Origin of the sequence: Moraxella sp. DOX410 (assembly GCF_032248735.1) — a bacterium.
GTDB classification, from domain to species: Bacteria; Pseudomonadota; Gammaproteobacteria; order Pseudomonadales; family Moraxellaceae; genus Faucicola; species Faucicola tetraodonis.
The window spans coordinates 730443-753087 of record NZ_CP135138.1 but is presented as its reverse complement, the minus strand read 5'-3'; the positions used below and the strand labels follow the sequence as shown (position 1 = coordinate 753087).

16 protein-coding genes and 2 tRNA genes are annotated in these 22645 nt (G+C 45.2%); 9 read left to right on the top strand and 9 right to left on the bottom strand.

The annotated features are described in order from the left end of the window. Positions 1-146 precede the first annotated feature (146 nt). The 4 genes from RNZ41_RS03445 (at position 147) to RNZ41_RS03430 (ending at position 4083) form a co-directional block, all read left to right on the top strand. Positions 147-1457 (top strand): efflux RND transporter periplasmic adaptor subunit, encoded by a 1311-nt coding sequence (locus RNZ41_RS03445; RefSeq protein ID WP_314027587.1) that lies wholly within the window; start codon positions 147-149, stop codon positions 1455-1457. Between the two features lie 78 nt (positions 1458-1535). Then, positions 1536-3518: a MacB family efflux pump subunit gene (locus tag RNZ41_RS03440; RefSeq protein WP_065252998.1), complete on the top strand. Its 1983-nt coding sequence runs from the start codon at positions 1536-1538 to the stop codon at positions 3516-3518. A 269-nt stretch (positions 3519-3787) separates the two neighbouring features. Beyond that, positions 3788-3863, top strand: a tRNA-Lys gene (locus tag RNZ41_RS03435). A gap of 144 nt (positions 3864-4007) precedes the next feature. After that, a tRNA-Lys gene (locus RNZ41_RS03430) sits at positions 4008-4083 on the top strand. A gap of 239 nt (positions 4084-4322) precedes the next feature. Here the strand turns inward: RNZ41_RS03430 and RNZ41_RS03425 are convergent. From RNZ41_RS03425 to RNZ41_RS03405, 5 genes are all read right to left on the bottom strand, one after another. Next, positions 4323-4601: a lipoprotein gene (locus RNZ41_RS03425; RefSeq protein ID WP_007115896.1), complete on the bottom strand. Its 279-nt coding sequence runs from the start codon at positions 4599-4601 to the stop codon at positions 4323-4325. 203 nt (positions 4602-4804) lie between these two features. Further along, complete coding sequence (ligA, locus tag RNZ41_RS03420) at positions 4805-6826, bottom strand: NAD-dependent DNA ligase LigA (protein WP_314027586.1); 2022 nt, start codon at positions 6824-6826, stop codon at positions 4805-4807. A 155-nt stretch (positions 6827-6981) separates the two neighbouring features. Continuing rightward, a complete protein-coding gene (locus tag RNZ41_RS03415; protein ID WP_065253000.1) occupies positions 6982-7929 on the bottom strand; it encodes a cell division protein ZipA C-terminal FtsZ-binding domain-containing protein in 948 nt (315 codons plus the stop codon). Between the two features lie 158 nt (positions 7930-8087). Beyond that, positions 8088-11735: a chromosome segregation protein SMC gene (gene smc, locus RNZ41_RS03410; RefSeq protein WP_314027585.1), complete on the bottom strand. Its 3648-nt coding sequence runs from the start codon at positions 11733-11735 to the stop codon at positions 8088-8090. A 205-nt stretch (positions 11736-11940) separates the two neighbouring features. Next, complete coding sequence (locus RNZ41_RS03405) at positions 11941-12123, bottom strand: hypothetical protein (RefSeq protein ID WP_175405648.1); 183 nt, start codon at positions 12121-12123, stop codon at positions 11941-11943. A 361-nt stretch (positions 12124-12484) separates the two neighbouring features. On the opposite strand from RNZ41_RS03405, the gene hemF reads away from it, so the two are divergent. Beyond that, positions 12485-13486 carry an oxygen-dependent coproporphyrinogen oxidase gene (gene hemF, locus RNZ41_RS03400; protein WP_239742855.1) on the top strand — a complete coding sequence of 334 codons (1002 nt, stop codon included), beginning with the start codon at positions 12485-12487 and terminating at the stop codon, positions 13484-13486. Between the two features lie 67 nt (positions 13487-13553). Here hemF and gloA read toward each other — a convergent pair whose 3' ends face one another. The 3 genes from gloA to RNZ41_RS03385 form a co-directional block, all read right to left on the bottom strand. Further along, positions 13554-14048 carry a lactoylglutathione lyase gene (gene gloA, locus RNZ41_RS03395; protein ID WP_007115888.1) on the bottom strand — a complete coding sequence of 165 codons (495 nt, stop codon included), beginning with the start codon at positions 14046-14048 and terminating at the stop codon, positions 13554-13556. A 235-nt stretch (positions 14049-14283) separates the two neighbouring features. Beyond that, the gene (locus RNZ41_RS03390; RefSeq protein ID WP_062331404.1) at positions 14284-14925 is read right to left on the bottom strand and encodes a carbonic anhydrase; all 642 of its coding nucleotides are present in this window, start codon (positions 14923-14925) and stop codon (positions 14284-14286) included. A 120-nt stretch (positions 14926-15045) separates the two neighbouring features. Continuing rightward, positions 15046-16677, bottom strand: a complete 1632-nt coding sequence (locus RNZ41_RS03385; protein ID WP_314027584.1) for a DUF2252 domain-containing protein — start codon at positions 16675-16677, stop codon at positions 15046-15048. Positions 16678-17027: 350 nt separating this feature from the next. Here RNZ41_RS03385 and potA point away from each other — a divergent pair, with 350 nt between their 5' ends. Genes potA through RNZ41_RS03365 form a run of 4 tightly spaced genes read left to right on the top strand, consistent with a single transcriptional unit; the run spans position 17028 to position 21107 of the window. Then, positions 17028-18215: a spermidine/putrescine ABC transporter ATP-binding protein PotA gene (gene potA, locus RNZ41_RS03380; RefSeq protein WP_409950660.1), complete on the top strand. Its 1188-nt coding sequence runs from the start codon at positions 17028-17030 to the stop codon at positions 18213-18215. A gap of 55 nt (positions 18216-18270) precedes the next feature. Continuing rightward, a complete protein-coding gene (gene potB / locus RNZ41_RS03375) occupies positions 18271-19140 on the top strand; it encodes a spermidine/putrescine ABC transporter permease PotB (RefSeq protein WP_065253127.1) in 870 nt (289 codons plus the stop codon). 10 nt (positions 19141-19150) lie between these two features. Further along, positions 19151-19954, top strand: a complete 804-nt coding sequence (gene potC / locus RNZ41_RS03370; RefSeq protein WP_314027583.1) for a spermidine/putrescine ABC transporter permease PotC — start codon at positions 19151-19153, stop codon at positions 19952-19954. 10 nt (positions 19955-19964) lie between these two features. Continuing rightward, positions 19965-21107 (top strand): ABC transporter substrate-binding protein, encoded by a 1143-nt coding sequence (locus RNZ41_RS03365; protein WP_312539340.1) that lies wholly within the window; start codon positions 19965-19967, stop codon positions 21105-21107. 80 nt (positions 21108-21187) lie between these two features. On the opposite strand, the gene gorA is transcribed toward RNZ41_RS03365, so the two are convergent. Further along, positions 21188-22558 carry a glutathione-disulfide reductase gene (gene gorA / locus RNZ41_RS03360; RefSeq protein ID WP_314027582.1) on the bottom strand — a complete coding sequence of 457 codons (1371 nt, stop codon included), beginning with the start codon at positions 22556-22558 and terminating at the stop codon, positions 21188-21190. Between the last annotated feature and the right edge of the window lie 87 nt (positions 22559-22645).

Below are 22645 nucleotides of genomic sequence, written 5' to 3'. Positions count from 1 at the left end.
AAGATTATGTCGTTATAATTAAAAATCCTTGCGACTTACCTATTTTTATTGCAATTTATTCTCATTTAGCTTTTAATGCTCCCTGTTAAAAAGCTGTATTTATTTAATTTTTTTCAATTGTTTATCCCTTGATAAGGCTTGGCACGATGACCGCTACCCAAAAAAAATGGCTCAAATGGGCAATCTTAAGTTTGATCGTTATTTCGCTGGCAGCGTTAGCTTATTGGTACTTTAAACCCAAACCCCAAAAACCCAATTACATCACCGCCAATGTCGAACGTAGCGATATTGAAAACAGTGTGATGTCGACGGGCAAAATTGAAGGCATTAAACAAGTGGATGTGGGGGCTCAGGTGTCAGGGGAAGTAACAAAATTGTATGTCGAGGTTGGTGATACGGTCAAAAAAGGCGATGTTATTGCTCAAATTGACCCAGTTACCCTGCAAAATACCTTAACCACGCAGCAGGCTACTTTACAGCAAAGCAAAGCGAATTTGGAAAGTACCAAGTCCGCCTATCAGACCAAACAAGCCGCGCTTGCCACAGCGCGAGCCGACTTGAAAGGTAAAATAGCAACCTTGCAACAATCGCAAACAGAATACAATCGCCTAAAATCCTTGCTTGCCATGAATGCCATCTCCAAACAAGAGCTGGAGCAAGCGGGTACCGCTGTCAAAACAGCGCAAGCCAATGTAGACAGTGCCAAAGAAGCGATTGCGACTGCCCAAGCAAATATTGCCTCATCGCAAGCCGATATTGTTAGTGCACAACAAACCATAAAAAAATCGCAAACGGACGTCAATACGGCTGAAAAAAATCTTGGATATAGCCGAATTGTTGCCCCGATGTCAGGCACGGTGATTTCTATCACCACCAAAGAAGGGCAAACAGTAAATGCCAATCAATCAGCCCCCACCATTGTGACATTGGCAGATTTGAGCAGTGTGCGCGTGAAAGCCAAAATATCAGAAGCCGATGTCGTCAACCTTAAAGTAGGGTTGCCTGTTTATTTCAATATCATTGGACGCCCAGATAAGAAATACCAAGCCACACTGTCGACCATTGGACCTGCGCCCGATGGCACTACCGCCAGTGATTCATCGACGTCAACGGATTCAGCAATTTATTACATTGGTTATTTTACTGTCCCCAATCCCGATGGCGCGCTACGCATCAATATGACAGCGCAAGTCTATATTGTTGAAAACAAAGTCAATAATGTGCTTAGCTTACCGGCTGCAGCAATCAAAAATGACCCAAGAATAGGCAGTTATGTTGAAGTCGTACAAGCCGATGGTAGTACCAAAAAACAAGCGGTCAAAACAGGTGTCACCAATCGTATTACCACCCAAATTCTTAGCGGCGTCAACCAAGGGGATAAGGTGGTTGTGGGTCAAGCAGCGGTGAGTAAATCAAGTTCATCATCTAAAAATAACGGTCGTCCACCGATGATTTAGTCATCGGTAGATGAGAACCCTAGATTGTAAACGTTGATTGTAACCTATGACGCATGCTAACTGTGAGATACACGGCTGATGATAACGCAAGACACCAAACAACCTATTATGGAAGTGAAGGATTTAATCCGCGAATTCCCTGCAGGTGATGAAAAAATTCGGGTTTTACATGGGATTGACTTGACCATTTATGAAGGCGAAATGGTCGCAATTATCGGTCAATCAGGCTCTGGTAAATCCACCTTAATGAACATCTTAGGCTGCTTAGATCAGGCGACCGCAGGTAGTTACCACATCTATGGCAAAGCGGTGGACAAACTCAGCGCAGACGAACTTGCCGAGCTTCGCCGTGAACATTTTGGGTTTATTTTTCAGCGCTATCATTTACTCGGTGACCTCAATGCCCGAGACAATGTCGCCGTCCCTGCCGTATATGCAGGGATGCCGGTGCGGCAACGTGAAGCGCGCGCCACCCAATTGTTAGACGACTTAGGGCTTGGGACAAAAACCCAAAATCGCCCTAGCCAACTCTCCGGTGGTCAGCAACAGCGTGTGTCTATTGCTCGTGCGTTAATGAATGGTGGCGACATTATCCTGGCTGATGAACCGACTGGGGCATTAGATAGCCAATCGGGTAAAGATGTGATGGCAATTTTGAGAAATCTAAATAGCCAAGGTCATACCATCATTATGGTGACCCACGATCCTTCTATCGCTGCCCAAGCCGAACGCGTGATCGAAATCAAAGACGGACAGATTCTCAAAGATTATTATACCGACAATAGATTTGATAAAACCACGGAGGTTCAACACCTAAATTTTGCCAAAAAATCTGGTGTGACCGCGTTTTTAGACCGCTTATCTGAAGCCTTTAAGATGTCTGTTTTGGCAATGAAAGCGCATAAAATGCGGACATTGTTAACCATGTTAGGTATTATTATCGGTATTGCCTCTGTGGTATCGGTAGTGGGTCTAGGGCAAGGCTCTCAACAAAAAATTCTCAATGATATCAGCTCCTTAGGCACCAATACTTTAACCGTACGAGATGGCTATAAATTTGGTGACCCTCGCCGTAAATACCATGATAATAATTTAACAGATGCCGATGCCAATGCTGTCGCAGAACAGCCTTATGTGCAAAGCGTCAGTCCACAAGTCAGCAGCAATACCGCCACCGCCCGTTACCGTGAAACAGAAGCTTCTGTGAATGTCAGTGGCGTGGGCAAAGATTATCTAACGGTGAAAGGCGAAAAACTGGCGCTTGGGCAAACCTTTAATGACAATAGTATCACCTCGATGACCCAAGATGTAATTATTGATAATAATGCAAAAACCGCCTTTTTTGGCAATGTCAGCGACCCCATTGGTGAAGTGATGTTGGTGGGTAGTGTGCCCGCTCGCGTCATCGGTGTATTGCAGCCATCTGAACAAGCTTTTGGTCCAAGTTCAGACACCCCTACCCTGTATATGCCTTATACCACTGTGATGCGTAGAATGGTTGGCACCAGTCATGTAGATAGTTTTATTGTGCTATTAAAAAATACTATCTCGTCGAGTGCCGCTGAGCAAGCTGTTTCTGATTTGATAGAGCAGCGACACGGCACCGATGACTTTCGTATTCAAAACTCTGATTCAATCCGTCAGACGATTGAATCCACCACAGGCACGATGACATTACTGGTTTCGTCGATAGCTATTATTTCTTTGATTGTGGGGGGGATTGGCGTCATGAATATCATGCTCGTCTCAGTCACCGAGCGCACCAGTGAAATTGGTGTGCGTATGGCAGTGGGTGCAAGGCAATCTGATATCATGCAGCAGTTTTTGATAGAAGCGATTTTGGTGTGTATTCTAGGCGGGATTCTAGGCATTAGCCTAGCGTTTGCCATCGGCGCTTTAATTAACAAATTTGCTGGGGGTAATTTCCAAGTGGTGTATTCAACCACCTCTATTGTAGCGGCGGTGGTGTGTTCCACTCTCATTGGTGTGGTTTTTGGGTTTATTCCGGCGCGCAATGCCGCCAGACTCAATCCTGTTGATGCCTTATCAGGTGGTGAATAATCAGGTGGTGAATAAAATTTTTATCACCTATTTAGTCATCATCTAGCTCGTCAATACCTATCTAATTAGACTTATCTAATCAAGACTAGATAAGTTAAAGGTATGATAAATCGATGAATTTACGCCTGTATTTTGATGCACATCCTTAGTTAAAAAATTTGTGCAAAAAGGCTTGCAAACTAAGATTTAATGCGTATAATATGCACTCACTTAACGGCAATAGCCAAAATAAAAACGTGAAAATCGTTTTGTATTGCCTTAAAAGTTTTGGATCGTTAGCTCAGTTGGTAGAGCAGTGGACTTTTAATCCATTGGTCCCGCGTTCGAGTCGCGGACGATCCACCATATTTTGAAAGTTTCACAATGTCATTTTATGAATTTGACTTGTGAAATCAAAATTGCTTTGCAATTTTTTAATGCTTTAGCAAATCATAGATTTGCTCTTGCGAAGCTAAAAACGTCTCCCAGACGTTTTCTTAACGCTTCTCAGGATCGTTAGCTCAGTTGGTAGAGCAGTGGACTTTTAATCCATTGGTCCCGCGTTCGAGTCGCGGACGATCCACCATATCCAAAGCCCTTATCGAATTGATAAGGGCTTTTTTATACCCTTGATTTTGTAACGCTATGATTTAGGCTAGCAGTTTAGGTTAGAAAAATAAAAATCACCTAGTTGAACTTATCTTTGATTGTATCAAATAGCTTACCTAACGTTTAGCAAAGAAAAAAGCCAAACCATTAAAGGGTTGGCTTTTGACAGCATCGCTGTCGGATGCTGTCGAGATAGGCTATGACTTTTAGTATAGCTTATTTTTGGTATGGGTAGTTAGGTGATGTACTTAATACATAGCCTGTTGCCCCGCCCGCTGCTGCACCGATTGCCGCAGCTTTACCGATGTCGTTACGGTTGCCATCTGATTTTGCCAGTGCACCTAATGCTGCACCCGCTACCGCGCCTTGCGTCGCCGCGCGAGAAGAGCCTTGGGTAGTGACGCGGTTGCCATAGGCATCAGTGGTTGCACACGCTGTCAATGCTGTTGAACCAACAAGTGTCGCAAGTACCGCAAGTGTTTTAAGTGATTTCATACTTTTCTCCAGTAGGGTTTCCATTTGCAAAAATGTCAGGTGCTTTTAGCAACTTACGGAAGTTATATTAGCGTAAATTTTTTACCCTATTGTTATGAATAAAGACTGATTTATATGTATTTTGTAAGTAACCTTACTATAGTTTGGACAACAAATAGCTTACTCAAGGTTGCGTTAACTTTTTCCACAATACCGAGCATATATTAAGCATGATAACTGTTTAATAAATCGGTGAATTGCGCTTCAGTGACCACTTTTACCCCCAGTTTTTCGGCATTGGCAAGTTTACTGCCCGCTTTTTCGCCTGCGAGCAGTGCGGTGGTCTTGGCAGAAACACTGCCTGAGACTTTTGCCCCTAATGATTGCAGTTTGGCCTTGGCTTCATCACGTCCCATGCCTTCAAGCGTGCCTGTAATGACCCAACTTTGACCTTTAAGCGGCTGATTGCCTTCAGGCACTGGGCTGACAGGCTGCCAATGAATACCGGCTTGTAATAATCGATTGATGACTTCGATATTGTGCTCGGCACGAAAAAACTCAAAAATCGAGTCTGCGGTTTTTTCACCGACATCGGGGGTTTTTTGTAAGGCTTCGATACTCGCTGCCATGAGCGGCTGCAAGTCGCCAAATTGCATGGCTAAATTCATCGCTGTGCTCTCACCCACGCCACCAATACCCAAGGCAAAGATAAACCGCGGTAAGGTCGTATCTTTACTTTTTTCAATGGCAGCCAGCATATTTTCGACAGATTTTTCCCCCAATTTTTCAAGGTTGATGAGCGCATCGCGGTGATTGTTAAGCGCATAAATATCTGCGACATTTTTAACAATACCTTGCTCAAAAAAGTTAATCAACCAGCGTTCACCGAGCCCATCGATATCCATCGCTTTACGACTGACAAAATGAATCAGTGCTTCTTGTTGCTGGGCTGGGCAAAATAGCCCGCCGGTGCATCGTGCCAGCGCTTCACCTTCTGGCATGATAACGGGTGAATCACACACCGGGCAATGCGTCGGCAGGCTCACCACTTGGGCATTGGCAGGGCGCTCGTCCGTCCAAACGCGCGTAACTTTGGGAATGACATCACCGGCACGGTGTACGCTGACCATGTCCCCTGCTCGGATATCTAAACGCTGAATTTCACCGATATTATGCAGGGTCACATTGCTCACCGTGACGCCACCGACATTGACAGGTTCAAGCTTGCCCACGGGCGTCAACTGACCTGTGCGCCCTACTTGCCATTCAATCGCATTTAAGCGGGTCATGACAGTTTCGGCAGGGAATTTATACGCAGTTGCCCAACGTGGCTCACGGCTTAAAAAGCCTAATTGCTCTTGCAAGGCTAAACTATTGACCTTAATCACCGTGCCATCAATTTCAAAGGGTAAGCGACTGCGTTTTTCAATCACCGATAGATAATACGCTTGTAGTTGCGCGGCTGTTTGCACGATTTTGATATCGCTAATGCTAAAGCCCAACGCTTTTAGCCAAAAAAGCGCATCGGATTGGGTGGTAATCTCAGCGGGCAAGCCTTGATTGACGGAATAGGCATAAAACGCCAGCGGACGACTTTTGGCGATATTGGGATCAAGCTGGCGCAAACTTCCTGCGGCAGCGTTACGCGGATTGGCAAAGGTTTTCTCCCCTTTTGCTTGGGCATCACGGTTGAGCCTTGCAAACCCTGCTTTGGGCATGAGTACTTCGCCGCGCACTTCTAAGCGCGGTATATCAATCGGCAACTGCAGCGGTAGATTTCGAATAGTACGCACATTTTGGGTAATATCTTCGCCCGTTTGACCATCGCCGCGCGTGACCGCTTGGATAAATTGCCCGTTTTGGTACAACAGTGAAACCGCAAGCCCGTCAAGTTTGAGCTCGACTTCATATTCGGGGTTTTGCTGATTGTCTGCCAAACGATCATTGACCCGTCGCATAAAGTTCTGTAAATCATCAAAAGTAAATAAATTACCCAGTGACAGCATGGGTATTTGGTGGGTGACTTGGGTAAAAAACGGCAACGGCTTGTCACCTACTTGGTTGGTAGGGCTATCGCTTTGTACCAATTCAGGATGGGCGGTTTCTAGTGCCACCAGTTCTTGGCGAAGTTGGTCGTATTCGCTATCTTCCAACAGCGGATTATCTAGAACATAATAAGCGTGGTTATGTTGTTTTAGCTGTGTAATGAGTTTGCGCATTTGCGCAGTAATAGCGGCTGTATTCATAATGATTATGATTTAAAAAAGATAACGGATATTTTACAACAAAGTGATGGTTTACTTGGTCAATTTTTTCAGTCATCAAGTCAGTCAAAACAATTAAACTTTTAACCATAAAAAAAGGTACTCACGAGGAGTACCTTGTTTCATTTTAATAAAATCTATCGACCAAAATTAATGGCAAGCTCGCGCATGGCTTGGGTGTTTTCTTTGTTAATTGGCTCGCCTGTATCGTCATATACCGTGGCATTTAGGTCATTGGCAAGCAATCCTGCAATACTCATCATGCTATCAAAGCCTTGAACAGGGCGTGGGTGTGGTAATGATAAAAATAATACCAAGCCTTTCATGGTTTGCGTCGGTAGTCGATTGAGATCGAAAGGTGAAATACCTTCATTATCAATCATCATCAGACTAAACCACAATAAGCCTGTCCCGTCTTTGTTTTCGTAGCGATGGAACATGTTCATCGCACCAAACTTCAAGCCATACTTGTCAATCAGCTCTAACAGATAATCGCCTTTAATGTCGACAAACTGCTGATTAGGAAAAATACTGATGTTGATATTTTGAATCGCGTTGTTGAGTGGGCTGTTTTGTTCTTCGTCAATTTGCGCTTGGATATGGGTGTCCAAAATTGGGCTGTTATCGGTAAAGCTGTCATTTTTTAGCTGATTTTCATCGAAAGTATGCACAACAGGGCTGATAGTCTCTGTGGCATTGGCAAGCATGCTAAAAGCGTCGTTTTCGTTTTCCACAAATGTATTGGTTTCTGCCAATAATTTGTCATTGGCAGATTTAGTGACATTAGCATTGGCAAAACCGCCACTGGCTGGATAGTTGTCTAGGTGCAACTCGGTATCGTCAGCGCTTAGCTTTACTTCGCCTTTAGGATTGTTGGATGTAATTTCTGCTTTAAATAACTGGCTTTCTTCGGGCTCAGGGCGCTGATGGCGTGGAATAATAGGTAGACCATCTTTATCATGTTCAATCGCGTCAGTCGCTAATACATCTTGGTTTTTTTGACGAATGGATTTTAGTAGCGTGTAAATACCCCAAACGATAGCAACAACCGCAAGAATGATAAGAATAAGCTGAGTGATAGACATAAACAACGACCTTTGAGAAAGACGATAACGACCCTGTTTGTAGTGTAAAAATTTTTACATCGGTATTTTTGCCGTTATACTATCATGACTTCATAAAATCAGCTAGAAAAAACCGTGACGAGGCTTGACTTTTTGCGTATTTGACAGGTGAAAATCGCTTATGCCAAATAAGCTTCCACCTCCCTCATATCCACACTGACCAGCTTGGACACCCCCGCCGTTGGCATGGTCACACCTTTGAGCTCATCGGCAATTTGCATGGCAAGTTTGTTATGACTGATAAAAACAAACTGCACGTCTTTGGCAAGCTGCTCAATTAAGCGGGTAAAGCGCGCGACATTGGCATCATCGAGCGGCGCATCGACTTCATCGAGCACACAAAATGGCGCAGGCTGCTGTTTAAAAATAGCAAAGATTAAACTTAGCGCCGTTAAGGTCTTCTCCCCGCCCGATAACAGCGCTAGCCGGCTATTCTTTTTGCCTTTCGGCTGCGCCATAAGCTCTAGCCCTGACTGCCAGCCTTTGCCGCTGCCATCTTTGTCATTGGTATGGTCTGATAACACCAGCTGCGCTTGCCCGCCGCCAAACACTTGGGTGAATAGCTTGTTAAGCTCGATATTGACTTGGGTCAACATAGCCATAAAAAGCTGTTTGGTCTGACTGTCAATCTGCTGGATAGCAAGTTGCAATTTGTCAATGCTTGCGGTCAAATCCGAGATTTGCTCAGCAAGGGGCGCCAAGCGGCTGTTCACTTCACCGAGCTCGGCTACTGCGGCATGATTGACTGCCCCAAGATTAACCACCTGTGATGCTAACTGATCGAGTTGTTGTTGTAGTTGCTCGCGTTTGCTGCTACCCAGTAAATCAATGTTGTCAGTTTTTGGCACGGCAATTTTGCGACTAGTCAATTGCTCACCAATCAATGCGACGTTTTGCTTGGCTAGTGCCAATGCGGTGTCGGTGGTGTGATATTGCTGTTGTAGTTGGCTTAACTGCTGCTGAGACTCTTGCACACCCAATTGCGCTTGATGTAGCTCGGTTTCCATGGTTTTCAAGGTGATTGTCAATTGCGTAACGCTGTCATTGGCGGTTTGCAGTTGCGTCGAGTCCAACGTGAGTTGCTGTTGTAGCTGTGGCAAGCGTGCCTGTTGCTCGCTAATTTTATGACTCAGCAGCTGCTGCTCGCTGGTGAATCTTGCTTGGTCTTGGCAAGCTTTGACAAGTTGCTGCTCACTTGCGGTGATTTGCAATTGTCCCGTTGCCAGTGTTTGGGTGATGCGATTTTGTTGTTGTTCTAGCTCGCGCTGCTGACTGGTAAACTGGTTTAAGCGTTCATCGAGTGACTGGCGTTCGCTGATTTGCTGCTGTAATTGCGGTTGTAAATGCGAAAGCGTGTTGCTTAGCTCATAAACCCGCTGTTGCTCTTGCTGCAGTTTTTCCGCAAAACCTAGCCCCTCTTGTTGTAGACGCTCGCTATCACTGTCGAGGCGTTTTTTATCTTGCGTAAGTTTATCGAGTGCGGATTGATAGTGATACTGCTGTTGTAGTTTTTGTTGCTGGCATTGCTGTTGTTGCTGGGTTAGGCTTAGCAGTTGATTACGCGCAGTTCGGTCTTGCGCTTGCCATTCTTGCAGACTAACCTTCGCCTGTTGCAAGCGATCGGCTAGACGCTGCAGTTGCGGTTGTTGCTGCGCCAAGTGTTCATCGAGCTCTTCAATACGGGCTTCATTCATCAACTGCTGGCTAAAACTGATAACCTGCTGACCCTCAGCTTGCAACAAATGGCTTAGGTTAATTAGCAGCTGATGATTACAAAGTATTAGTTGTTGCGCTGATGTCTGCACCAGCAACCAATCGCCCGTTGGTAAGTTATCGAGCAGCCCTTTATCCTGCACATCTGCCCAGTCAAGTAGCGTCGCACTGATCCAAACCTGCTGAAAAACAGCCAGATTGGGCGCCGCAATCAAAGCAGACAGTGGCAAACAACCTTCTATTAGCTGACTGTTCGCTGGCTGATTTTTCGAGGTGTGATGTAAAGCTGATTGATTATCAATAAACACTGCATGGTCATGGATGATTTGGGCAGAATCTTGGTCAGCCGCGATAGACCATTTGGCAAATACCGTAACTAGGGTATCAAAAACACTGGCATACCCCTTACCTGTTTCGGTCAATTGCAGTTGACTGATAAGTTTTGGCAAACTGCTAGTGTGTTCTTGATTGGGCGACTGGCGGATAACATGGTCAAGGGCAGTTTCTTGTTGGGCTAGCAAATTTTGTAGTGTCGCTTGCTCGGTTTGCCACGTTTGATACTGCTGCTCAGCTTGGCGATGCTGACGGGTTAAGCTGTCAACTTCATCGGCTTGGTCAGCGATAGATTCTTGACGGGCGATGATATTGGCTTCAAGACGTTCAATCTCATCACTGAGTCTCGTCATTTGCGTGTCTAGTTCGTTATTCTCAAACGCTGCAAATTGCTGATCAAATGTGGCGTTAGCAGTCTGCCATGCCAATACGGCTTTGTCATGTTCGCTTTGGCGTTGTTGTTGGCGCTGTTGTTGGCTGGCATGGTGTTTGAGGGCATTTTCACTGACGGCAAGATTTTTTTCTACGTCTTGCTTTTGCTTATTTAACGCCACTATATTTTTCGCAATTTTCTCACGCTGCTGTTTGCAATCATCTTGTTCCTCACGCAATTGGCGCAACTGTGCGGTGAGCTGTTCAAGCTTTGCAGGTAAGCCTTCAATACGCATTTGTGCTTGCTGTTTTTGTGCTTGCAACTCTTGTTGATACGCTGCAAAACGCCCCAGCTCAACATTGAGGACATTTAGGCGTTGTTGGTCATTGGCAACGGCTTGTTCAGCTTGTTTCAGTAGACTTTGCGTTTCATGCTGCTGCTGCCAATAATCCTTAGCAAGATTTTGCTGGGTTTGTAGAGTCTGCTGTTGCTCAGTCAGAGCCTGCTGGGCAAGTTGCTGCTGCTCGATTAATCCTTCAATAAATATTTGCTGAGCATCCACACGCTCACTGATCGCTTGAAAATCTGCCGCGAGGGTTTGCTGTTTTTGCCATGCCCGCCCATAGTCATCAATGAGTAGTTGCTCACTGATCGCTTGCTGCGCTTGTTGCCATTGCTGGGCTTGTTGTGCCGTTTTGGCTTGTTTTTCTAGGCGTTTTTGTTGGCTGGTCAGTTCGCTGACCATATCATGCAGCCGCGCTAAATTATCGCTTGCGGTATCGAGCTGTTTTTGGGTGTCATCACGCCGGCTTTGGTAGCGCGACACGCCCGATGCCTCTTCAATAAACTCTCGTAGCTGCAACGCATTGGCATCAATGATACGCCCTATCATACCCTGCTCAATCACCGCATACGAGCGCGCGCCAAGACCTGTGCCCAAAAAAATATCGACCACATCGCGGCGACGTACTTTGGTGCCATTGATAAAGTAATCGGATTTGCCTTCTTTATTGATTTGCCGACGCACCGATAATTCTTGATACAGATTGAGCGCGTGGTGGATGCCGCTGCTACCATCTTCGCCGCGGGTATGTTCAAATACCAATTCTACGCTTGCCAAGCTTTTGGCGGACTTGTCTTGCGTGCCTGCAAAAATGACATCACTCATCGCGCCGCCGCGGAGCTGCTTGGCGGAGGATTCGCCCAGCACCCAGCGGATGGCATCAATCACATTGGATTTGCCGCAGCCGTTGGGCCCGACAATCGCGGTGATGGTTTTGGGGAAATGAAACGTTGTAGGATTGGCAAAGGATTTAAAGCCTGCCAGTTTGAGCTGTTTTAACCGCATGTTGCTAGAGTGTAGGTATCAAAAAAAAGGCGCTTATTTTAGCAAAATTTTAGCGATTATTCATTAAATCTATGCTGACTGGGTACACAGAAATCAGGCTAAACTTACTAAACCCTTAAGCTGATTAATCTGCCATGGCATAAAAAAAGCATAAAAAAACCGCTAAGTGGATTAGCAGTTTTATCAATCAGGCTATTGGTTAATATTATTTTGCCGGTGACGCAGTAGCAGTCGCTATATTTGCCGTTGCAGTTGCTGTATTATCGGGTGCAGACGCTGTTGTGGTGGTCGTTGTCGTCGTGGTGGTGGTTTCAGTTTTGGCTTCTTCTTTTTTACCACAACCCACAAGGCTGATGACCGTTACTAATGCGATTAATAATTTATTCATAGTTTTCTCCAAAAACGGTTAATGTAATCATCCATCTGATAACTTGATAGTCTGATAACTATATGATCCCAATAACTATATCACTAGGTCAATCAGTATCACTAGATTAATCAGCTTATAAAATCTCAACTTAATTTTATCAATCATGTTATCAAGACGTCATGGCATTTTATGAGTTTTCTGACCGTTTGGATAGCGGCTGTGACGATTTTTTTAAGGGTTTTATGTAAATATTTATGCGTATCATCAGTCAATACGCCCAATACACTAAATTTTACCCATGCGATTGTGTGCTACAATGATTATTAAAAATTAACCATTAAAATTTAATCGCTAAAAATTTTTAAAAGAACTATTGCTTATGTCTATGCTGCTCTCCTCACACAATGTTCAAGCCGTTCGCGCTTATTTACTTGATTTACAAGATCGTATTTGCCAAGCGCTAGAACACCAAGAAGCCACTGGCGGCTTTAATCTATATGCTGAAGGTGCCAGCAATGCCAAATTTGTCGCCGATGTTTGGGAAAGACCCGCGGAACAAGGCACTCATCAAAATTTGGGCGGTGGTCGCTCCAATGTACTTCAAGGCGGCAAAGTGATCGAAAAAGGCGGGGTGATGTTTAGCCACATTGTTATCAACCATCTGCCAGCCACTGCCACCGCTCGCCACCCTGAACTTGCCGGTCGCCAAGCGCAAGCACTCGGTGTCTCGCTGGTGATTCATCCGACCAATCCCAACGTGCCAACCAGTCATGCCAACGTGCGCATGTTTATCGCCGAAAAAGAAGGCTACGAGCCGATTTGGTGGTTTGGTGGTGGCTTTGATTTGACGCCGTTTTATCCTGTGATGGAAGACTGCGTGCATTGGCACCAAGTGTGTTATGATTTGTGCGCGCCGTTTGGGAGTGACGTTTATCCCAAGTTTAAGGCTTGGTGCGATGAGTATTTTTATTTAAAGCATCGTAACGAACAACGTGGCATCGGCGGCTTGTTTTATGATGATTTGAACACCCTTAGCATGGGTTGGGATTTTGATAAGTGCTTTGCCTTTATGCAGGCGGTAGGCAATGGCTATCTTGAAGGTATTATCCCAATTTTTGAGAAACGCAAACACACGCGCTATACCGAGCCGCAGCGTAATTTTCAGTTGTACCGTCGCGGTCGCTATGTCGAATACAATCTGGTGTATGACCGCGGCACTTTGTTTGGCTTGCAATCAAACGGGCGCATTGAGTCGATTTTGGTCAGTCTGCCGCCGCTCACGGGCTGGGAATATCGTTATGAGCCTATCGCAGGAACGCCTGAATTTGAACTCACGGATTTTTATCTAAAACCCAGAGATTGGTTGAACCTCAAGGCTTAATAAGACACAATCTTAATAAAACACAATAAAAAAGGGCAATCACAATTGCCCTTTTTTTAATGGGCGATTAACCCATTAAGTTTGGTTGTACGATTTCTATCCAGTATCCATCTGGATCCAAGATGAAGGCAATATCTTTCATCGCGCCTTCTTCAGGGCGTTTTTTGAAGGTGACTTGATGTTGCTCAAACCAAGCAACCGCTTCTTGCAGATTTGGCACGGCAAAACAAATATGCCCAAATCCTTGTGGTTCGCTGTTGCCACTGTGATAGTGAAACTCTGCATCAGACTCCGTGCCATAATTATGGGTCAATTCTAGCACCCCTGGCTGACTAAAGGTAAATGCTGCTAGCGCGGCAGTATCGGTCGGCAAATTTGCCACCTGTTCATCGGTAAGCTTTGCCAAAAAATACAAATCAAATTCCGCTTGTGGATAGCGTTTGGTTTGTAGTAGCGTCATGCCTAATACATCTTGATAAAAAGCCAAAGACACTTGCGGGTCTTTCACCCTAAGCATGGTGTGATTAAAGATAAACCCATTGGTAGCGGACAAGTTTGACATAGTGATCCTTATTGTAATATGCCTCTAAAAGAAAAAACCTTAAAAGAAAAAGACGTTGACTAAACGTCATTAATAACGACAGTTTGCCAAAAATTCAATACTGTTTAATTTTAATTAACTTTTGGGTAAAAATATAGCCGTCATTTCTCATAACATCATGGCTAATAATATTACATAACATTGCACTTAGGTAAGCTGCTCAATTGGCTATTTACTATTCTCTATGCAATATTTGCTACTCAATAAATGTCACTTTACCGGTGTCCAAATCATACACCGCCCCAACAATAATTAAGCTACCATTATTAACCGCATCTTCAAGAATACGAGAGCCGTGTTTGAGCTGGGTGACTGACATACGCACGTTGGCTTTAATCCCGCGATTAATCAACTCTTGCTCGTCAATGTCTTGTCCATTGGCGGTATAAATTTCATGCAAGTTGTACACACTGGGACGGATACGGTCAACAATCGAACGTAAATTGGGGGAAAACTGCTGATCAGGATTAATCAGTGTCTCCACACAAGCCGTCACCGCGCCGCAATGTGAATGACCCAACACCACGACTAACTTGGTACCGAATTTCTCAGCGGCAAACTCAACCGAGCCAATCTGAGACGGCGCGACTACGTTACCTGCTACACGAATGACGAATAAATCACCCAAACCTTGATCAAAGACAATCTCAGCAGGCACGCGCGCATCAGAACAACCCAAAATAATCGCAAACGGTTCATGCACATGGGTGAGCGCATTAGACGCTAGCAAGGTTGATTGGGGGTTTTGCACATTCTCTACGAATCGTGCGTTGCCTTGTTTGAGCATCTCGAGCGCTTGCTCGGCAGTTTCGGGACGCGGTAAGTGACTGTTTGGCATTTGGTTTTCTCCTTTCACCTAGGGACAATAACGAACTGTATGATGATATAAAACGCGATATTTTTTATCATTTTAAACTTTTTAAAACTCAAAATTTTTTTCAAGACGGTTGTATAGCTACTATAATACCTCATCGCCTGCCACAGCAATATGCCCATCAGCTATTTGGTTCATAAATTGCGCATAATCTTGGGCATTGCGAGCGGCAGTTTGCTCGGCATAGGCTTGCATGACAGGGATGAATTCACTGCCATTGCCCAGATAGCCCATAAGCGTATCGGCATTGCCCGCTTTGGTATGCGCATGCGCCAAGGCATGGCCACAGCTTTCAATATATTCGTAAAAATGGGCAGCCGTCATGCTCTCAAGAGACGCGGAATACTTCATATCCCGCAGCTGCCTGACATAAAAATCCATCTCAAAGTTATCAAGCGATGCATAGCCCAAGAAAATATCACTCGATGCCTGCATCAATTGTTGCCCTTCCACCACGCGCTTGCCTTGATGGCTAAATTGTTTTGCCAGTAAGGGTGTCAAGATAGACGCTTTGGCTTGCTTCATTTGCAATATCAGCGGCTCATGGTCGGCATCTTGGAATAATGCCACCGCACACACAGTACCGACACTCCCCACCCCAACTACTTTGAGTGCCACATCGGTAAAATCATACCGGTCAAACAACACCTGTCTATCTGACTTTAGGGTATCTCGATAAGCGTCAAAAAAAGCGTGGCTACCGCCAAAAAACGGCTGTCCCCGGCGTGGCGGTCGCTGCAACTCACCATCCGTTTTAAACGCGCGTAACCCTGTGACAGTATCACGCTCAGTCAATTTTGGCAGCATTTTTACCGCATCATTTTTTTTGGCTTTTTCAAAATCGGCATGACGGCGTTTACAAACAGTCACGTCTTCGGTATTTGCCAATATTTTATGGGCGTCGATTTTTTCATACCACACTTGTAGCGGTGACAAGCTACAATGCGCTTCTAATCCATCAAGGTAACTGGTCAGCAGTTTTTCTATCGCCTTATAGCCCACCGATTCTACATACTTAAAACTTTGACTGGCGATTAAAATACTGGCGACCAGTCGCTGCAAATCCCATTCAAATGGTGCAACGATGGTTTCATCAAAATCATTGATGCCAAATAATAAATTGCGTTCAGGACTGGCATAACCACCAAAATTACTGACATGACAATCGCCGCAAATCTGCTGAAATAACCCAGAATGTTGCCCCTGCCATGCTTGGTCAAACAGCATCAAAGCGGGCATCCCGCGAAAAAAAGTAAACGGCGATACACTCATGCGCTTGGCTCGTATGGGTAGTAACGCTGTCAACCGACCTTGATTCGACCAATGATAAAGACTGAGCGCGTCGATGGCAGTCGGACGTTGGCTGATGGCAGCCAAGGTTTTTAATGGGTACGCCTTACGCTGCTGTTTGCCAAGTGCAATACTATCTGCTTGGGTTAGTAGTTTGCCTTGGTAGCGATGGCGCGTCAAATCCACACACTGAGCATGCTGTAAGGATTTTGGTAAAGCAATAGCGATGGGCAGCGCGGCTGTTGCGTGTGTTGCTGTTTTTTTGGTGGCTGTTTCTTTAGCGGCTGGTTTTTTTGCGGGTATTTTGTTAGCCGTGGTTTGAGAAGCCGTATTGTTTGCGCCTGTTTGAGTGGTTGTTGTTTGGGCATTTGTTGTTTGAGTGGCTGTTTGAGTCGTTGGGTCTTGAGGCTTTTTTCTGCTAGGCATATATTGTCTCTTAAATGTTCAATCGGTCACTGGCTAAATTATCATCACATAAAAGTCGTTCAAGCTTGCTATTTTAATGACTTTGGTAAAAAGTTACGTTGCTTATTTGTGCCAAATCAACCCCTTATTATCGACTAAAATTAGCCACTAAAATTTTATGAATAGCAGGTGAATTTTCAGTAACATTTTTTAATTTTAGCCGTTATACTGAACGCAACTTTTAACTGTATTTTCACAGGTGAAACTATCGAAAAACTCTGTATTTATGTTGTCATGCTGATTGCGCTTTGACCCTATCATAAATATGCCATTTTAGCCCGCTATTTTAGCCTTGCCGTGAGATTGTGCCTATGTCTGCATCAACGTCCGCATCAACGCCACAAACCACCCTAAACGCACCATCAGCTATGCCTGATAGCGCCCAGCCGACCAACCAAAAACCTGTACTACTACAAATCCGTCATTTATCCAAATCTTATGGCGACACCCAAATTTTGCAAAATATCAATCTAGATATTTATGACGGGGAGTTTTTGACGCTGCTGGGTCCTTCTGGCTGTGGCAAAACTACCCTACTACGCTTGATTGGCGGATTTGAGCTGCCCAATGCCGGTAGTTTGCAGTTAGAAGGGGTTGATATTGCAGGCTTACCTGCGGAAAAACGTCCGATTAATACGGTGTTTCAGCAATATGCCCTGTTTCCGCACATGAATGTGTACGACAATATTGCTTATGGACTAAAACTTAAAGGCGTGCCCAAAACCGAAATCGACCGGCGGGTGCGTGAAGCGCTGGCAATGGTACAACTTGACCATACCATCAATCGTCGTCCGCAAGATTTGTCGGGGGGTCAGCAGCAGCGTATCGCCATCGCCCGTGCCGTGGTGAATCGCCCAAAAATGCTGCTACTTGATGAACCTCTATCAGCGCTCGATGCCAAACTACGTGAGCAAATGCAATCAGAACTCAAACGCTTGCAGCGTGAATTGGGTATTACCTTTGTGTTCGTGACCCACGACCAACAAGAAGCCTTATCGATGTCTGACCGGATTGCTGTCATGAAAAACGGCGTATTCCAGCAAATTGATACGCCCATTGGCATCTATGAATCGCCTGCCAATTTATTTACCGCAAGCTTTATTGGCGAAACTAATTTGTTTAAAGGTAGAGTGCTAGAGGTCAACCCAGCCACCATCAAAGTGGAAGTGGTCGAGCAAAATGACGGTTTTCATCCGATTCGTGAATTGCCCCGTCCAAAATTTGACGTGCAAGTCGGTCAAAATGTCAACTTACTGCTGCGTCCTGAAGATATCCGCGTGTACTACACCCATGAAGGCCATGAAGGCTTAATTGGCAACGTGGTAGACAGTGCTTATAAAGGCAGTACCCTAGATTCTGTGATTCGATTAAAAAACGGTAATATCGTCAAAACGTCAGAGTATTTTAACGAAGACGATCCAAATTTTAACTATAAGCTGGGTCAAGAAGTGCGTATTGACTGGGTCGATGGTTGGGAGTGGATTTTGCCAGATGAATAATACTACTTCACCTTCGACCTCTAGCGTTTCGGCTGCTACCGCGCCTGCCCCTGTTATGACAAAGCAAGGCGGGCGCGGCTTTCAGCGTGCGACCCTGTTTGTGATTTGGGCATGGTTGATTATTTTTGCCCTAATTCCCAATATCTTGGTGATAGCCGCCAGTTTTTTGACCCGTGATGAAGATAAGTTTTTAACACTGCCGGTCACCATGGGCAACTATATTCGATTGATTGATCCGCTTTATTTAAAAGTGTTTTTGCATTCGCTGTCGATGGCAGGGATGACGACGATTATCTGTTTGCTGCTCGGTTATCCATTTGCCTACTTGGTCAGTAAAGCGGATAAAAAATGGCAGTCATTATTGATGTTATTGCTAGTGATTCCGTTTTGGACCAACTCATTGGTACGTCTGTATGCGGTGAAACTCATTATGGCGGCCAATGGTCTGCTCAGCACCATGCTGATTAACCTTGGGCTTATCAACGAGCCACTGCAAATTTTATATACCCAAAAAGCGGTGATTGGCGGTTTGGTGTATTTGCTGTTTCCGTTTATGGTACTGCCCCTGTATGCGGTATTTGTGGATTTGCGTGACGATTATATTTTGGCATCCAAAGATTTGGGCGCTAACAAGCTACAAACCTTTTGGCACGTGATTTTGCCGCTCACTACACCAGGGATTATTTCAGGGGTATTGCTGGTACTGTTGCCTGCCATGGGCATGTTTTATGTGGCGGATATCTTGGGCGGTTCGCGCAACTTGCTGGTGGGTAATATCATCAAATCACAGTTTTTGGATGCCCGTGACTGGCCATTTGGCGCCGCGGCGTCCGTGCTATTGACGCTTGCCATGGCATTGCTGATTATCGCGTATCGAGCCAGCAGCAAACGTATTGGCAAAACTGACTACAATGAAGTGGCATAAGGGGGATGCTATGTCTAATACTATAAAATGGCTGTCTCGCCTGTATTTGACCATCGTATATCTGCTGATGTTCTCGCCGATTGCGGTGATGGTGATTTTCTCGTTTAATGCCTCAAAAGTCGGCTATCAATGGGGCGGTTTTAGTACCCATTGGTACAGCGAGTTATTTAGTAATGCCGCAATGGTACAAGCTGCCATCAACTCGGTCATATTGGCGGTAGTGGCTGCGACGATTTCTACTGCGATTGGCGGTTTGACGGCGTTAGCGTTACAGCGTTATGACTTCAAAGGTAAATCGATACTACAAAGCTTGCTATTTGTACTGATGATGTCGCCTGAGATTGTGTTGGCGATTTCGCTATTGGCGTTATTTTTGATTGTGGGGATACAGCTGGGTTTTGTGACGTTGCTAATTGCGCACATTACCTTTTGTCTGCCCTTTGTGGTGATTACGGTGACTGCGCGTCTATCTAGCCTCGACACCCGCGTATTGGAAGCGGCGCGTGATTTGGGCGCCAATGAATTTACCATGATTCGTACCGTGCTTGTACCGATTATTTTGCCTGCGATTTTGGCGGGCTGGGTGCTTGCCTTTACCCTATCACTTGATGATGTGGTGGTATCGACGTTCAATACAGGGCCTGATTTTGAGATTTTACCATTACAGATTTATTCGATGGTGCGTGTCGGGGTAAAACCTGAAGTCAATGCCGTTGGTACAATCTTACTCGTAATCTCGCTACTGGGTCTGATTATCTCGCAGTTATTACTGGCCAAAAAGTCGATGAATCTACCATCGACCCAAAAACGTTAAGGAGACTTATATGATATCTCGGATGCTCAATAGAAGACGTTTTTTAGGATATGGGTTGGGTGTTGGCGGTGCTGTTTTAACAGGGGGGCTGGCAAGTAATCTAACGGGTTGTCAAAAAGCGAGCGAAACCGCGACTAGCACTGCCGCGTCTGCGCCTACTACCAGTCAAGGTGGCAAGGTTGTCAATGTCTATAACTGGACGGAGTATATCTCTGACCAAGTGCTTAAAGATTTTACCGCAGAGACAGGTATCGACGTTATTTATAGCACCTTTGATTCTAACGAAGCCATGTATGCCAAGCTCAAACTGATGAATGGCAGTGGTGAGTATGATGTGGCATTTCCAGGGACGGATTTTGTCGATAAAATGCGTAAAGAAGGGATGCTTGAGCCGCTCAACCATGCCAAATTAACCAATTTTGGCAACCTCGGCAAAACCTTTATCAATGCCCCTTTTGACCCTGAAAACAAGTTTAGTATTCCCTATCTGTGGGGCTCATCAGGCATTGCAGTCAATACCAAACGCATTGCTAAAGCAAGCTTGAGCAGCTGGAATGACTTATGGAAGCCAGAGTACGAAGGGCGCGTGATGCTAATGAATGACATCCGTGACGTGTTTACCATGAGTCTATTGACCCTTGGCTATAACGGCAGCACCAAAAATCCTGAAGCCATCAAACAAGCGTATGAAAAACTCACCAAGCTGATGCCCAATGTGCGTACCTTTAACTCAGATGCACCACGCATGCCGTTTATGGAAGGGGAAACTTACTTGGGCTTGGCTTGGAACGGTGAAGTCATCATGGCGCAAGACCAAGGGATGCCAGAGCTGGACTTTGTGTATCCAAAAGAAGGCGCTATTATGTGGATGGATAACATGGTCATCCCCAAAAATGCCAAAAACAACGACAACGCCCATAAGTTTATCGATTTTATCTTGCGACCCAAATACGCTGCCATGATTAGCGAAGAAATCGGCTACGGCTCGCCCAATGAAGCAGCGAAAAAAGAAATGCCACCTGAGCTTGCCAACAATCCGATTGTGTATCCGCCAGCTGATTTGCTAAAACATGCCATGTTTCGTGAAGACGTAGGCGATGAGATCATGGCGCTATATCAGCAGTATTGGGATAGGCTCAAAGTGGATATGTAATTTTTCAATAAGCGGTCATTAAAAAACTATAAAAAAAGCGGGCTTATGATTAAGTCCGCTTTTTTACCCTAAAAATCTGCTTAGCGCATGGTGACAAACTCTTCTGAGCCAGTCGGATGAATCGCCACCGTGTCATCAAAGTCACGTTTGGTTGCGCCCATTTTGATAGCAACGGCAAAACCTTGAATCATCTCATCGACGCCAAAACCTACACCATGCAAGCCCACCACTTTTTCTTCCTCACCCACACAAATCAGCTTCATGTGACACGGCTCACGGTGCTTGGTCACTGCACTATACATCGGGGTAAAACTGGATTTATAGACTTTCACCGCATTGATGCCATAGCCTTTGACCGCCTCTTCTTCACTCAGCCCCACAGTACCAATCGGTGGATGGCTAAAAATCACGCTCGGCACTAGGTTATAGTCCAAATGCTCATTGGGTTTGTTGTTAAACAAGCGCTCAGATAATCGACGACCTGCTGCCACCGCCACTGGGGTCAATTGAATACCATGTTCGATGATGTCGCCGACGGCATAGATACCTTCGACATTGGTATTTTGATAGGCATCGACTTTAACAAAGCCTTGCTCATTGAGTTCAACGCCCGCTTTATCAAGATTGGTGGTATCGGTTGCAGGTGCGCGACCCGTTGCCCAAATCAAACAATCCACCGTCAAGGTCTCATTGTTTGACAATTCAATGCTCAATGAGCCATCTTGGTTTTTGCGTACTTGTTGTGGCAGCAATCCATAATGAAATTCAATGCCATCATCGTGCATGATATGGGTGAGCGTGGTGACAATGTCGGCATCGAAGTTTTTGAGCACCCGCTTGCTACGCACAATCAGATGGGTTTTTGAGCCCAATGCATTCATCACCCCTGCAATCTCAACACCGATATAGCCTGAGCCGACAATCGCTACCCGCGGTGGCAACTCGGTCAAGTCAAAAAAACCATCCGAGTCAATACCCAACTCTGCCCCTTCAATGGCTGGGCGAACAGGTCGACCGCCCATCGCAAGCAAAATATGGTCAGCGGTAATGGTCTCTATTGTGCCGTCATTTTTATACACCTCAACCGTATGTTGGTCGGCAAATTTGGCAAAACCATGAATCACATCGACTTGGTTATTTTTGAGGCCATTGTTGTACGACTGATGAATGCGGGTGATATAAGCTTGGCGACTTTGTACCAATTTGGCAAAGTCAAATTGTTTAACATCCAAATCAAAGCCATAGTCAGGCGCATAATGATGGATCGCCGCTGCCATATTGGCGCCATACCACATCACTTTTTTGGGCACACAGCCCACATTGACGCAAGTACCGCCTAGCTGCTTGGCTTCAATCAAGGCACATTTTTTACCATAGCTGGCAGCACGGTTGATGGATGCAATGCCCCCTGACCCACCACCAATAGCGATATAATCATAATGTTTGCTCATAATTCTTCCTGTTTTTTGGTTATCTTCAAAATTATATACGGTTATTTTACCAAGTTTTGGTGGTTAGAAAAGTTGTTAATTCTCACC